The sequence below is a fragment of the Gemella sp. genome, from assembly GCF_057272915.1.
This window is the reverse complement of sequence record NZ_DBHIUF010000004.1, coordinates 61,498-75,364: the sequence shown is the minus strand read 5'-3', so window position 1 is coordinate 75,364 and position 13,867 is coordinate 61,498. Positions and strand designations below refer to the sequence as shown.

Below are 13,867 nucleotides of genomic sequence, written 5' to 3'. Positions count from 1 at the left end.
TCCAATTTGGGAAGAAAAAGAGGGTTCAAAATGGAAAAAACAGTCAAAATTTCCAATTTGGGAAGAAAAAGAGGGTTCAAAATGGAAAAAACAGTCAAAATTTCCATTTTGAAATTAGGGTGCGAGTGCCACCTCACGCCCCTAATAAGTTATAATAAAAAACTACTATGTCAGGAAATAACTCGAAAATCGTCATTTCAGAGAAATCGATTTTGTCGAATTATCCTAAATTGCATATGATAGGTGAAAAAGGGAGTGACTCAAAAATTGTGATTTTTAAGAAATCGATTTTGTCGAGTCACCCCCGCAAAGTTTATTAGACATCTAAAAAGCTTTTATAAAGCGAATTTAGATGTCAATAAACCACTGCGTTTATGAGTTTTCATATACACTTTGTTAAAATTTAGGACTTTTGAGCCCATACCTTCTAGTATGATTTCTACCATGCCCCGAAGTTGACAGAGTGCTGTTTCTTAAATCTTTATTTAGTTTTATCGTTTTGAATATTCTACAGCACGAGCTATTTTTGGTTTAGCAGGATTTTTGTCTATATTGTTTTCTTCTAATAATTTCTCGAATGCGACTATTCCTGTTTCGTAATCTTTTGTCTCGAATTCTAATTCATAATCAACGATATCATTGATAAATGTTGTCTCGTCAAGTACCAATAATCCTTCTTCTAAAGCAATTTCGTATCTTAATGTTTCGATTTTTTGAATCAGCATTGGAGTTTTAATCTTCACGTTCATTCGCTCTAGTTCAGCGATAATTTCATTCGGTAAAATCGGCAGCACCGCCGGCTCCTTTGGATATTTTTCATCAAGTGGTACGTTTATCTCAATGTTTTGAGTTTCACCTTTTACTTTCAGAGTCATTTCTGTTTTTTTATTTGTATAACGAATTCTTAGTGCTGCTCCGATTTTCTTGAAACTTTCATCTGCATCATCATAGTAGAAATTTTTGTTTATTATTTTTTCAGAATTCTTTAAGTCATATTTTTCAAATAGTGACGCATATTGATCTTTTGTAAGTAAGTTTTTAAATTCTATTTCTATTTCTCGCATGAAATTTCCTTTCTCTTTTCAATCGCAATAATAAATGGTGCGTTGTTTTTCTGATTAATGAATTGATAAACCAATACTTCAGCTTCTTTTTGGTCGAGATTTTGAAGTTCATTTAACAATGCTTCTTTTTCTACCTTACCATTCTCATGTCCCCAATAGACAACAATAACGATTCTTCCACCAACTTCTAAGCGTAATAAGAACTTTTTAATCGTCGCAAGCGTCGTCTCAGCTAGTGTAGTAATCTCGTGATCTGCATTCGGTAGATATCCCAGATTAAAGACAACTGCACGAATTTTTTCATCTATATACTTATTAAATTCAAAGTGTGAATCAAGAACAATTTCGCATTTATCCATCAGCTCTGCTTCTTCGATTAGCCTCGTAGTGTTTTCTATTGCCAATTCTTGGATATCAAACGCATAGACCTTTTTAGCTGAAGTCTTCGCTAGAAATAACGTATCATTTCCATTTCCAGCTGTGGCATCAACAACGACTGAATTTTTATCAATAACTTCTTTTAATAATTTTTTGCTAAAAGCTAATACCTTATCCATATTATTGTCCTTATTATAAAATTATTTTTGTCTGTCTGCTTTCATTTCAGCAAGAATGTCACTAAGTTCGTAATAGTTATCGCTAGCTATTGTGAAATCAAGTGACGTGTTAATAATCTCAGCTAATAGTTTCGAATTATCACTTGTATAGTCTTCTTTTTGGTTTACGTTTGCTTTAAGATCCGCAACAAGTTTTTCTAATTTTTCTACTAAATCAGCTTCTGTAGTTTCATCATCTTCATCAAAATCTTTAGTGTAGTCTTTGATATTAAAGCTAAGTCCATCTTTTAATGGTGCGATATATAAAGCGCGTAGATTATTTACATCCTCACCAACTGCAGCTGATAGTTCATGTAGAGGAGCAGTATAAATTTTCTCATCTTCTGCACCGGCTTGCTCAATAACTGTAACCTCATGATCATAAGGATAGAACGACATAAGTTCGTCAGAGACATTAGCCGCAGTTAAATCATCATAGCATTGAGTGATAAGTAGGTGTTGTAGTGGATTAACCTGTCTTAACGTCTCAAGTGCAGTGGCATCAACAAGAGAGAATCCCTCTACAGGATCGAACTTCGCTGCGTTAAAACAAGAATCTAAAAAGCTCTCACCACCAACGATTTTTACGTCTTTATCGCTGTTTATTAGAAGTTGAGTAGTTAGCTCGGCAACCATAGGGTGCCCAGGGACAAGATACATTACATCGTTAGCCTCAGCAACTTCAAGAATATAATTCGCAATACCGTTATATGTATTTTCAAAATTTTCACTTTCTGTATAAAATCTGTCACAAGTTTCAAACGCGATATTATTTTCCTCTAAGAAAGAAATCGCAGGATGCTCCTTAGTACGTGCGATAACCTTAGCATTAGTGTTATCTAGTAAAAGTTGTTTAATATTTTCCTTAATGTTTGAACTATCATTAGGTCCAAGTCCAATAATATAAATCATAATGTGCTCCTTATTTATCTATTTTAATAAGTTTTTTTATTCAAAAGTAGTGCGTAAACCTAGTACGGATCACTGTTTCGAATTCTTAATAATATGTTTCGATTCAAAAGCAATATGTAAATCCAGTACAAATAATTTTTTAAAAATTAATAACTTCATCTAGTACAAATCACTTCTTTTCATTTTTTACATGTTTTCTTTAATCCAAAAGTGCCTTGATTGTCTCAAGTGTCTCACTTTCTTCAACATTGTTATTATAACATAAATTAAGGTTTGAGTTGATAAAAATATTTATCTACATATTATCGATTCATTATTCAAATATGCAGTATGGTACGACTGGGAATGGAGTGAATTATAAAAAATTATGATAAATCTTATATTAATAAACAAGGTTGTTCACTACAGTAAAGAGAAGAAATATTTCCTTGGGAATTTAAGTTTCCCTTATGAAGATTTATGAGCTATGGTGTTTTTAGAGTTAAATTATAGAAAAGTATAGATGATATTTGCTATTAAGCTTTGACATAATAAGGTTTTAATAAAAAATAAAATCCAAATATAGCATTAAATTTATGTCTATACAAGACTGAGAAAAGTAAGAATATTTTTTGAGATAAAAAGTTTTATAAAACTTAATTAAAATAGTTTTATGCTTGATATATTAGGATTTACATATATATTGTAAAATGATATAATATGATTATAATAAAGTATTATAAGGAGGAAATAAATATGTCAATTAAAGTATTAAAAGTCGCTAAAGCAGCACTTAAAACACCAGGAGTATTTGCAGGAGGAGTAGCATTTGGGACTTTCGGTCTTAAACTTTTATCAAGTAAAGATGCGAAGAAAGGGTACTCAGTTGTTTTATCAAAATTATATAAGGCAAAAGATGGAGTAGAAGGAACAGTATCAAATATCAAGCAACATGCTGACGATGTTGTAGCGGATGCTAAAGACTTATACGAAAAAGAAAAAAGAGAAAGCAATCTTCAAGAATTAGAGGAAAAATAAGATGGATTTCAAAATACTACATCTTTCGAGTGCGAGAGCGAGGGTTAGAGTTAATTTTCGCTTAACACCAGATGTAAAAGTATATTTTAAAGAACAGGCATCAAAAATCGAAAATATACAAAAAGTGGACTTTTATCAAGATGAGTGCACTTTTGTTGTTATATTTAAAGATGGTTGCAACAGTTGTTTGCGAGAATTTTTTAAATTAGTAAATAAAGAAAGAGTTAAGGACTGTTATGAGAATCCGGTTGCAGTAGCTGAAGAAAGTCCTTATTCAATTATTATGAATGCCGTGTTTTGGCGTGCGATGTCTAAGCTATTCGTGCCACTTCCATTTAGAGCTATTCACACATGGTGGAAAGCATCAGGGTATTTAAAAGATATGCTGAAATTACTATTACGCAAGCAACTTACTATGGAAACACTTGATTCTGCAGCGATTCTTGTGTCATTGGCGACGGGAGCTCGTGAAACAGCAAGTTCTATTATGTTCATCTTAGAATTAGGAGAAGCTTTAAACAACTGGTCTGAGAAAAAATCTGTAAAAGTACTAGAACAAAGTCTAACTTCTATGGATAAAGAAATCTGGCTTGTTGAAGAAGAAGGTAATAGAAAAGTAACTTGTGCAGAGGTGAAAAAAGACGATATAATCTTAGTTTCAGAAGGTAATGAAATTCTATTCGATGGAATTGTGATGAGTGAGGGAGCTAGTGTTGATGAAAGTTCATTGACAGGTGAAAGTTTCCCCGTTGTGAAGAATATTGGAGATAAGGTTTATTCTAATACGATAGTTGTTAATGGTGAGATTAAACTGAAAGTTGAAAATGCACAGGTTAATGGTCGCATTCATCATTTAATTCAACTGATGAAAGATTCTGAAAGTAGAGAAGATGCATATCATTACAAATATATTAAGTTAGCCGACAGTATTGTAAAATATAACTTCCTAGCGATGGGACTAACGTATTTATTTACAAGATCATTCGCGAAGGCGATGTCGTTTCTATTAGTAGACTACTCATGTGCATTGAAATTATCAACACCAGTAGCATATCTAACTACTATAAAAAATCTAATTGATCAAAAAATTGTGGTGAAAAATTCAGTAACTCTTGATAAATATGAGGATATAGATACATTTGTTTTTGATAAAACAGGAACAATCACAGTATCTAAACCATATATTCAAGAAGTACTACCATTTTATGAATATTCTTATGAAGAAGTTCTTAGAATTGGAGCGTGTTTAGAGGAACATATCTATCATCCAATTGCCAGCGCCGTTGTAAGCAAGGCGGAAGAAGATGGAATTGAGCATGAAGAGATGCACACGGAATTATATCATATTGCTTCTAAGGGAATTGTTTCTCATATTGAAGGAGAAAAAGTCGTTATTGGAAGTAGACAATTATTAAAAGATGAAGATATAGTTGTTACTGCCGAACAAGAACAAATCATAGCCGAGAAACAAGAACAATATAACCTACTATTCTTAGGATATAAAGAAAAATTAATCTCAATTTTCTGTGTGGATATCCCATTAAGAGATGAAGCTAGTGCTGTGTTAGCTGAGCTTAGAAATAAAGGTAAAAAGGTAGTTCTGTTAACAGGTGATAACGAAATTAGAACTAAGAAAATTTTAAAAGACGTAACTTTTGATGAAGTACATACAAGTATGACGCCAGTTACGAAGTTTGAGTATATTAAGGGTGAAAAAGAACGAGGAAGACATGTCCTGATGATAGGTGACGGTCTAAATGACTCAGCGGCACTATCGGAAAGTGACGTAAGTATTGTTATGAGCGAAAGTGCTGATCTTTCGAAACAAATAAGTGATGTTGTCCTAAAATCAGATTCATTAAATTCATTATTACTATTATCAGATGTTTCAAAAACACTACGTGCGCAAATGAGCAACAACGTTAAGAGCACAGTATCGATTAATAGTTCGCTGATATTCTTAGGGTTAATAAATGTATTACCATCGAACTTATTAGCATTACTACATAATCTAACTACATTTAGTATCGTACTTAAGAATTTTAATATTAAGTAGTGTAAAAGTTAGTTTGTATCTGTACATAATAAAGGTATCAGCTCGTGAGATTATGTAAACAAAACAAAATTATAAGCTGTTGGGCTATGTAAACTAAATAATAACAAGACTCGAATCTAGGAGGAATCTTAGGTTCGAGTTTTTTGTATGATTTTATATAAACTTTTAAAAAAATTAAGACTTTTGGGTTAGTTCCAATCTTTCGTTAAGATTACGAAAAAATAATAACTTATGGTACAATAGAACTAAAATGTTATAAAAAAATTAAGAGGATGTACTATGGGTAAAAAAATAAGAAAATTTCCATCGATAAAAAAGAATAATAATTTCGCCTTGATAAGAGAAATAGAGATGGTATATACAGAATTACAAGAAAATACTTTTAAAAATATAAAATTTGTTAATAGAGAAGATCAACTAGATTTTAATGAATCGTTAAAACTTTTTGCTAATTTTATGGTGACAGGAGATAAGAAATTTATTGAAGAAGCTTATCTAAAATCACCTTATAATATATTTGCTAATATGTATATGCTATCTGAACAACAAAAATCTCCTCTTGAAATAATAAAGGAGATTGATGAGTTGAAATTTAAAACTGTAAGATATCCAATTGTAGGTAATCCTAATTTTAAGAATGATTTTAATAAGGTTGTCATTCAGCATTTGATTTCAATTTATCTTGATAATCAAATATATAGTGCAATTCCTAACGCTAGTCTTATTTGGATAAATCTTGAAAAAGGAGAGCTTGAACTGGATAGTATTTTAATGGATACTATTATAGCTTATTTAAAAATTGATTCTGCAGATAGGTTTTATAGATTGTATAATAAATTATCACCTGCTTCAAAATTAGATGAATTTGTTCAATTAGCTAAGATAATATTTGATATTAGAAGGTTGGATGATGACGCAGTTGTAGAAACTATGGCGACTCTAAAATACATTAATCCGAAAATTGAGAGATTACTAGATCTTGCATCAAATGAAAAATTATTTAGTGAAAGTGAATTTACTAGGTTGATGCACAAAGAGACAAAGGTAGAACAATTAATTGAATTTATTATGATTGAATATGTGATGGAGTATTTAACGTGGGTTAATTCTCGTATAAGAACTGGAAAACAATTAGATGAAAAAATTAAAGCAAGAAGCATGTCTGTAGAAACAATGAGAAACGATTCGATTTTTGAAAACCTTAGTACTCAGGCGCTAAAAGCTCTGAAAAAAGAAGGATTGTTAACAAAAGAGAATTTCTTAAACGTCACAGAAAAATATTTATTAAATGAAGTCGATAATATAGGGAAGAAATCTATAGAACAATTGAAAGAAAATGGTGTAGTGTTTAAAAAGGAGGTAAGAAGTTAATATGAAAAATGAACAGATAATTGAGATATTAGGTCCAGATTGGGAGAAGGCTACAGAAATAATATTAAAATATCATAAAGAAATAATTAATGAATTAGATAAACAGCCTACACTACCACAAGTAATTTATTTAGATAAGGTTATAAATAATCTTAAATTTATTTTCAACATGGCTTCTGATATAAACGTTGATTTAGAGGAAACTGACTGGGGTAAAGCCGTATTAGATATTTTTTCAATATCTGCAAAAAAGTTTAAGGAAGCTCATAAATATACAGATAGTTTGGAGTTATTATTGTTGATTTATTTGGCTAATCCAAGTAATAAAATGTTAATAAAATATGACATAGCAGAAATGTGTGTAGAGTTAGGTAGGCATTTTATTTTTGAGGAATATTTCCATGATACTACAGATTTAGAGCTGCTTATGGCAGGAACATTGTCAGCTATTATGGAAGGAGATGAAGAAGAAGCGAGGGTTTATTTCGAGAGATTACGAGAAGAACATCGTGATGCTGTACTATTTTTCGAAAAAGACTTTCACTTTACGAATAATATAAAAAGAACTATTCCAAAAACATTAAAAAACAATGATAAATTTTTTAATATGTTGATGAGATATAAAGAATATTTGCAGAGTGAACATTTTTATTCTGTACTTAGATATTTCGCGAAAAATCCAGTGAATATACGAAAAATCAAAGAAGAGAAAGAAAAAATTCAAAGACAAAAAATGGAAATGTACAGATTTTTACAAAGTTTAGGTATCAATCGTAGTGATTATGCGTGGAATCTTGTGAATTTTGGAATTGGAACTAAAGATGATTTTAAGAATTATACTAAAAAAGAAGTTTTAAGCATAGATGGTATCGGTCCGAAGACTATTGAAAAGCTAGAAGAAGCGGGTATAGAGTTTAGGGAAGTGTAAGAAATAGGGAGTGACTCAAAAATCGTGATTTCGGAGAAATCGATTTTGTTGAGTCACCCCCGCACAGTTTATTAGATATCTAAAAAGCTTTTAAAAGCGAATTTAGATATCAATAAACCACTGCGTCTATGAGTTTTCATATACACTAATTTAAAAATTTTGGACTTTTGACTCAATCCTATTTATTATAGAGACAATTTTTATCGATTAATTAAAGCTATATGTTGAGAAGAAACTCGGATTCAGAAAACTGGATTCGAGTTTTATGATTAGGGAAGTTGCATATGTAATGAACAAAATATCACTTGTATAGTGGTTTATTATAGTGTAGAATAAAAGTATAGTATATAGACGAATACGTAGACGAATAGGTGTACATCATAAATAATATATATATATATTGGAAATTACTTATATTATAGTAGTTTTCAGTAAAAAAGAAGAAGCATGGTATTTGATAAAGATACGTGCGTAGACGAATAGAAAGACGGGTGATACAATGATAAAAATTGATGATATACATAGATATATAAAGACGGGAGAATCCCAGTATGTAGAATTCAAGCGAGCGGAACATAAATTTCCTAAATCAGCTCTAGAAACAATTTGTGCATTTTCTAATAGTAATGGGGGAGTATTGCTATTAGGTATAGATGAGGAAAAAGGTGAGATTTCAGGAGTTACAGATTCTAAAAAAATAATAAGTGAAGTATTTAATCATATGAATAATACTAACGAAATAAACAGAAATGTGCTATCTTTAGAGGATGTATATGTAGTTGATGTTGAGGGAAAAGAAGTTGTTGTTATTGAGGTTGATGCGGTAAAATTCACGAATAAACCGATATACTTAAAAAATAATCCTGCTAAAACATATATAAGACAGGGAGAGGGAGATTACTTAGCGGATGAAGATATTCTTCAGATGATGTATAGAGATGCAAGTAGAGAAAGTGCGGATAGCAAGTTGTTAGAGGATTATACACTTGAAGATTTAGATGATAATACGATTCGAGAATATATAGGATTATGGAAGAAAATTCATCCGTTTCATCCTTTCAATAATCTCGAAACGAAAGAATTTTTAAAAAAGATTAATGTTTTAAAAACTAATCGAAAGAGTAATAAAGAGTGTTTAACATTAGCAGGTTTATTGGTGTTTGGAAAACATGAGAGTATAAAAGAATACCTTCCTCACTATAACGTTGAGTATATAAGGAAATCGATAGAATCATTGGGCAGTTCCTATGATGATAGGTTAATTTATGACGGCACATGGGGTGAGGATAATTTATATAATTTCTTCTTTAATACATTTAATAAGATTATTTTAACTATTAATGATAGTTCGAAAATATCTAATGATAGTTTATTACGAACTAGTACTTCAAAAATGAAAATTGCAATTAGAGAAGCATTGGTAAATTCAATCATACATTGTGACTTTTTAAGTCCCAAAGGAATTCAGGTAATCAGATATTCCGATAAGATAGTATTTGAAAATGGAGGAGGTCTCAGAATATCTATTCAGGACTTCTTTGCTGGGGGATGTTCTGAACCGAGAAACTATTATATTCAAGAGATTTTTAGACTTGTTAATATTTGTGAAAAGGCAGGGACTGGTATCCCAAAAATAATGGAAGCAGTTAAGGAGTATACTTTAAGATTTCCAGATGTAACACAAGAGATAGATTATTTTAGGTTTATATTATGGGATATGTCGATATTAGAGTACTTAGAGGTCTCTAATGATACTGAAAGAAAGATAGTGGAATATATAATAAAAAATAAATGGTGCTTAAGAGTAGAAATAGAAAAGGAATTAGATATTGCTAAGAGTACCGCCATAAAATATCTTAATAAACTTATAGAAAAAAATATATTGTTAACCAAGAGAAATGGAAGGCATATGTTATATATGTTTAATGATCAAAGAGAAGGCTTTGAGAAATATCATATTATAAATCATATGTATTCACTTATTGAAGAGTTCAAGAGACAATAATTTTTAAAATTTTAGTGCGATATTTTAGATTAATTGATAAACCTCGAATCTAGTAAAACTGAATTCGAGGTTTTTGCTGTGATGTTTGATAAACTAACAAAACGATGAGGTTGACAAAAAAATCTTGTTTCTCTGAAATCACGATTTTTGGGTCACTCCCTATTTTCTTGCAAGTTTTATAGATTTAGAAAGTGCTGATAAGATAATTCTTACAATTATAACAAGGATTATAGTCAGTATAAAGTTCAGGACTACGACTATTGGAAATAGACTAAATCTCATGTTCGTATTAGTAATCTGATTTACAAAAGGATATGTAATATTATCGACAATGTATGAAGGTAAGTAGGCTAATAAAGTGTTATTTGATACGAAAATGATGGCAGTTCTAAATTAGGAAAGTAAAATTAGCTATAATTTGAAAAAACCTTTTAATTATAGTATTATACTAGTGTTATTAAATTTTTAATATTATATTTTAAGGGAAGGAGGCAGGTAAATAGTGAAGAAAACTACCTCGTTAATAATTTCAATTGGTATACCATTATTTATTGTAGTGCTATATAGATATTTATATGGTTATATTTATCATGCTGTTGATGATGTTACAATTAATTATTCAATTTTAAATAAAGAATATATGTTACTTCCCTACATGGGAATAGTATTAACTAGGATATTAGTAATATTACAAAGTTTATTTTCAAATATTAATATTTATTTCGTTTTTTTAGCATCAGCGTATAGTATAAGTTTTTCATGTTTGCTTTATCTGTTTCGAGATAGAAAATATAAAATAGTTCTATGGATAATAGTTTTAGTAATAGAGTTTGCTTTATTAAAATATTTTACATATTCTGTGGTTGCTTATTTGTTATCTATCTCCGGAATATTTCTACTTTATAAAGAAAAAAACATAGTTTTTGCTGTTATACTTATATTTATAGGTATCTCTCTTAGAGTTCAAATAATACCCAGTCTTTTAGTAATATGTTCAGCGATAATCGTATTTGAACTAATTAGGAATAAAAAGGTAAAACAAACAGCTATTTTAATTAGTACAATTTTTATTGTAAGTTTAGCAAATTGGTTATTTATACAAAGTGGTGATGTAGAAAAATCTTATATAGAATGGAATGAAAAGAGTACTTTGATAAGAGACTATCCTGCTATTGATTATTCTGAAAAAAAAGAAAGTCTAGATAAGATTGGTATTACTGAAAATACATTAGTAAGTCATAATTCTTGGATACTCTCAGAAAAACAAATCTTTAGTAATGAGTTATTAGATAATCTTGATAGAGTACGATCAGTATCAGAAAAATATAATTTTTCGATTAAAAAGATAATACTTGAGTACTTTTCTAATGAGTTTTATAAGTTGTTTACATTTTTTGTAATTCTTGTTTTTATATTTTATAAATCTAAAAGTTATTATGGATATCTGCTATTTTTGAGTCCTTTAGCTCTGCTAACAGCGCTAATAGTTAGACAAAGAGTAGTAGAGAGAGTTTATATACCTATCATTATTCTAGCTCTATTTATCTTTATTGTATATGGAAATGAGTTATTTATAAAAAGAAATTATAAATTATTGAATAATCTAGAAAATGTTATCTTTACAATTTTATGCATACTATTAATGGGCTCTATATGGAAATATGGGAAAAATGAATTGTATTGGTTTAATTATCACTCTTATGATTTTAATAAGGCTTATAACAATATACTAGTCAATAATAAAGATAATTTATATATTATTTCAGGATATGGAAACTTAGTTAGTTCGCAACCTAATGTTAGTAAGGTTTTTGTTGAGACAGATAAGTTAACAAAAAACATAATAACTTTTGGGACCTGGCAAACATTCTCGCCTGAATATCATAATAAACTAAAAGAATTTGGAGTGAAAGATACGAATAATATACTTTCTAGTGCGGTAAATAGTGATAATATTAAATTTATTTTACCCAAGGACTCTAGTTCTTTCGATAAAATCAGAGTATTGTTTAAAGAAAACTATGATAAGGATGTTTACTTTGTAAAAGAAAGTGATATTTTAAATGATATGAATATATATATTTTAAGGAGTGATAAGTAATGAGTAGTAAGAGAATTAAATATATCGATATGTTGAAGGCTTTTTGCATAATCTTAGTAATAGCTGGTCACATGGGATACACTCCAGCCAAGGTAAAATTATTACTATATATATTCCATATACCTTTATTTTTCTTTTTATCTGGAATGACTTTAAATGTAGCAAAGTATACTTCGTTCTTTGAATTCTTTTCTAGAAAATTTAAAACTATAGTTATACCTTGCTTTTTAATGAATATTTCTATATTTTTTATTAAATCATTTATTTTGCAACCGCAATTTATTTTGAAAATAGATATTATACATTTTATAAAAGCCATGATAGTAGCAGATAGAATGCATATTTATTATCAACTGTGGTTTTTAAATGTGTTGTTTTTAGCGGAATTAGTTTGTTATTTTGCGATAAAATACAGTGATGAACTATATCAATATGTAATTGTATTTGTTGTGCTTATACTGTGTGGTAGTTTAGGAAAAAAACTATATGTAATGGAATTTTGGTTGATTTGGAGTTTTGATCTTGTACCGTATGCGACTATCTTCATATTATCAGGATATATATTAAGAAAAAATCTAGATACTTTACAAAGGTATTTCAGAAAAGAATATTTTTTACCAGTTGTTGTAGTAAGTATTATATGTGGAGTTTATAACACTAGAGTAGATCTTTATTACCAACAGATTAATTCGACTTTCTTATATTTTGTTGCTGCGTTCTTTGGTATCTGGGCAAGTTTTATATTATTCAAAAATATTCCAAATATACAAATATTAGAGAGAATTGGTAGCAACACATTGATATATTATGCATATCATTCACCGATAGTTTTATATATTTTAGACATAATCATGGAGCAGCTTGCGAGTAAGTATACAGGAATATTTGTTAGTAATTATATAATAGCTAGTGTAGAATTATTATTAGCAATACTATTATGTGAAGTAATTGCTAAGATAATTAATAATAGTTTTCCATTTCTTATTGGAAAATCATTTAAGACAACCTAATTTGGTTGTCTTTTTTGCTTTCATTTCTTCTGTTCTATTGCGAAGTGTGGTATAATAAAGAGATGAAATAAATTAGTAGAGCTAATCGAAACAGTTGATTGGCTATTAAGGTGAAAGATGGACATTGATAATAGATTTGAAACAGAAGCCGTAAAAAAGTATAGAGCTTCTATTGAAAAGAAGAAGATATCATTATTTCTGAAATTACTTTTTGACAAGGTGCTTGCATTAATTTTGCTTATCCCTTTATCGCCGATAATTTTAGGAATAGCTATTTGGATAAAACTTGATAGTGAAGGTCCTGTATTTTACAGGCAAGAGCGTATTACAACTTATGGTCGAACTTTTAGAATTTTTAAGTTTAGAACTATGGTTAAAGATGCTGATAAGCTTGGAACAGCTGTTACTCAGCAAAATGATCCTCGTATTAGTAAGGTCGGACATAAGCTACGTAAACTACGTCTTGATGAACTACCTCAACTTATAAACGTACTTGTAGGTGATATGAGCTTTGTTGGTGTAAGACCGGAAGTAGCGAAATATGTAGATAAGTACACTGATGAAATGAATGCAACATTACTTCTTCCTGCTGGGATAACTTCTCCAGCGAGTATCGAATACAAAGATGAAGACGAAGTTATTGAGAAATTCAAAGGAAGTGGAAGAAGTGTAGATGAAATCTATGTGAAGGAAATTCTTCCAGACAAGATGAAATATAATTTAAAGTACATTGAAGAATTCAGTGTTATAAATGATATTAAAATAATGATAAGAACTACTATTGCGGTTGTTAAATAGAGTTAAGAT

The 13,867-nt window shown here is 29.6% G+C and carries 11 protein-coding genes; 8 read left to right on the top strand and 3 right to left on the bottom strand.

Features of this window, described 5'->3' with window-relative positions:
• Window positions 1-491: 491 nt before the first annotated feature.
• Genes ACO6OL_RS02865 through ACO6OL_RS02855 form a run of 3 tightly spaced genes read right to left on the bottom strand, consistent with a single transcriptional unit; the run spans window position 492 to window position 2,572 of the window.
• Window positions 492-1,064, bottom strand: a complete 573-nt coding sequence (locus tag ACO6OL_RS02865) for a CYTH domain-containing protein (protein WP_485502056.1) — start codon at window positions 1,062-1,064, stop codon at window positions 492-494.
• Window positions 1,052-1,621 carry a tRNA 5-(aminomethyl)-2-thiouridylate-methyltransferase MnmM gene (gene mnmM, locus ACO6OL_RS02860; protein ID WP_485502055.1) on the bottom strand — a complete coding sequence of 190 codons (570 nt, stop codon included), beginning with the start codon at window positions 1,619-1,621 and terminating at the stop codon, window positions 1,052-1,054. The genes ACO6OL_RS02865 and mnmM overlap by 13 nt, the downstream gene beginning before the upstream one ends.
• A 21-nt stretch (window positions 1,622-1,642) precedes the next feature.
• A complete protein-coding gene (locus ACO6OL_RS02855) occupies window positions 1,643-2,572 on the bottom strand; it encodes an SAM-dependent methyltransferase (RefSeq protein WP_485502054.1) in 930 nt (309 codons plus the stop codon).
• A gap of 735 nt (window positions 2,573-3,307) precedes the next feature.
• Between ACO6OL_RS02855 and ACO6OL_RS02850 the strand changes: the two genes are divergently transcribed.
• The 8 genes from ACO6OL_RS02850 (at window position 3,308) to ACO6OL_RS02815 (ending at window position 13,858) form a co-directional block, all read left to right on the top strand.
• Window positions 3,308-3,589: a DUF6110 family protein gene (locus tag ACO6OL_RS02850; RefSeq protein WP_274460090.1), complete on the top strand. Its 282-nt coding sequence runs from the start codon at window positions 3,308-3,310 to the stop codon at window positions 3,587-3,589.
• A gap of 1 nt (window position 3,590) precedes the next feature.
• Window positions 3,591-5,645 carry a heavy metal translocating P-type ATPase gene (locus ACO6OL_RS02845; protein WP_485502053.1) on the top strand — a complete coding sequence of 685 codons (2,055 nt, stop codon included), beginning with the start codon at window positions 3,591-3,593 and terminating at the stop codon, window positions 5,643-5,645.
• A 279-nt stretch (window positions 5,646-5,924) separates the two neighbouring features.
• Window positions 5,925-7,016, top strand: a complete 1,092-nt coding sequence (locus ACO6OL_RS02840) for a hypothetical protein (protein WP_485502052.1) — start codon at window positions 5,925-5,927, stop codon at window positions 7,014-7,016.
• 1 nt (window position 7,017) lies between these two features.
• Window positions 7,018-7,944, top strand: a complete 927-nt coding sequence (locus ACO6OL_RS02835; protein WP_485502051.1) for a helix-hairpin-helix domain-containing protein — start codon at window positions 7,018-7,020, stop codon at window positions 7,942-7,944.
• A gap of 499 nt (window positions 7,945-8,443) precedes the next feature.
• Window positions 8,444-9,949, top strand: coding sequence for an RNA-binding domain-containing protein (locus tag ACO6OL_RS02830; RefSeq protein WP_485502050.1), 1,506 nt, complete (start codon window positions 8,444-8,446; stop codon window positions 9,947-9,949).
• Window positions 9,950-10,451: 502 nt separating this feature from the next.
• The gene (locus ACO6OL_RS02825) at window positions 10,452-12,050 is read left to right on the top strand and encodes a hypothetical protein (RefSeq protein ID WP_485502049.1); all 1,599 of its coding nucleotides are present in this window, start codon (window positions 10,452-10,454) and stop codon (window positions 12,048-12,050) included.
• Window positions 12,050-13,060, top strand: a complete 1,011-nt coding sequence (locus ACO6OL_RS02820; RefSeq protein ID WP_314159912.1) for an acyltransferase family protein — start codon at window positions 12,050-12,052, stop codon at window positions 13,058-13,060. Before ACO6OL_RS02825 ends, ACO6OL_RS02820 begins: the two co-directional genes overlap by 1 nt.
• Before the next feature lie 117 nt (window positions 13,061-13,177).
• Window positions 13,178-13,858 (top strand): sugar transferase, encoded by a 681-nt coding sequence (locus ACO6OL_RS02815; RefSeq protein ID WP_485502048.1) that lies wholly within the window; start codon window positions 13,178-13,180, stop codon window positions 13,856-13,858.
• Window positions 13,859-13,867: the final 9 nt, after the last annotated feature.

Excerpts from the sequence above, each read along its gene's own strand:
- ACO6OL_RS02865 (WP_485502056.1), bottom strand. The coding sequence starts at position 1,064 with ATGCGAGAAATAGAAATAGAATTTAAAAACTTACTTACAAAAGATCAA.
- mnmM (WP_485502055.1), bottom strand. The coding sequence starts at position 1,621 with ATGGATAAGGTATTAGCTTTTAGCAAAAAATTATTAAAAGAAGTTATT.
- ACO6OL_RS02855 (WP_485502054.1), bottom strand. The coding sequence starts at position 2,572 with ATGATTTATATTATTGGACTTGGACCTAATGATAGTTCAAACATTAAG.
- ACO6OL_RS02850 (WP_274460090.1), top strand. The coding sequence starts at position 3,308 with ATGTCAATTAAAGTATTAAAAGTCGCTAAAGCAGCACTTAAAACACCA.
- ACO6OL_RS02845 (WP_485502053.1), top strand. The coding sequence starts at position 3,591 with ATGGATTTCAAAATACTACATCTTTCGAGTGCGAGAGCGAGGGTTAGA.
- ACO6OL_RS02840 (WP_485502052.1), top strand. The coding sequence starts at position 5,925 with ATGGGTAAAAAAATAAGAAAATTTCCATCGATAAAAAAGAATAATAAT.
- ACO6OL_RS02835 (WP_485502051.1), top strand. The coding sequence starts at position 7,018 with ATGAAAAATGAACAGATAATTGAGATATTAGGTCCAGATTGGGAGAAG.
- ACO6OL_RS02830 (WP_485502050.1), top strand. The coding sequence starts at position 8,444 with ATGATAAAAATTGATGATATACATAGATATATAAAGACGGGAGAATCC.
- ACO6OL_RS02820 (WP_314159912.1), top strand. The coding sequence starts at position 12,050 with ATGAGTAGTAAGAGAATTAAATATATCGATATGTTGAAGGCTTTTTGC.
- ACO6OL_RS02815 (WP_485502048.1), top strand. The coding sequence starts at position 13,178 with ATGGACATTGATAATAGATTTGAAACAGAAGCCGTAAAAAAGTATAGA.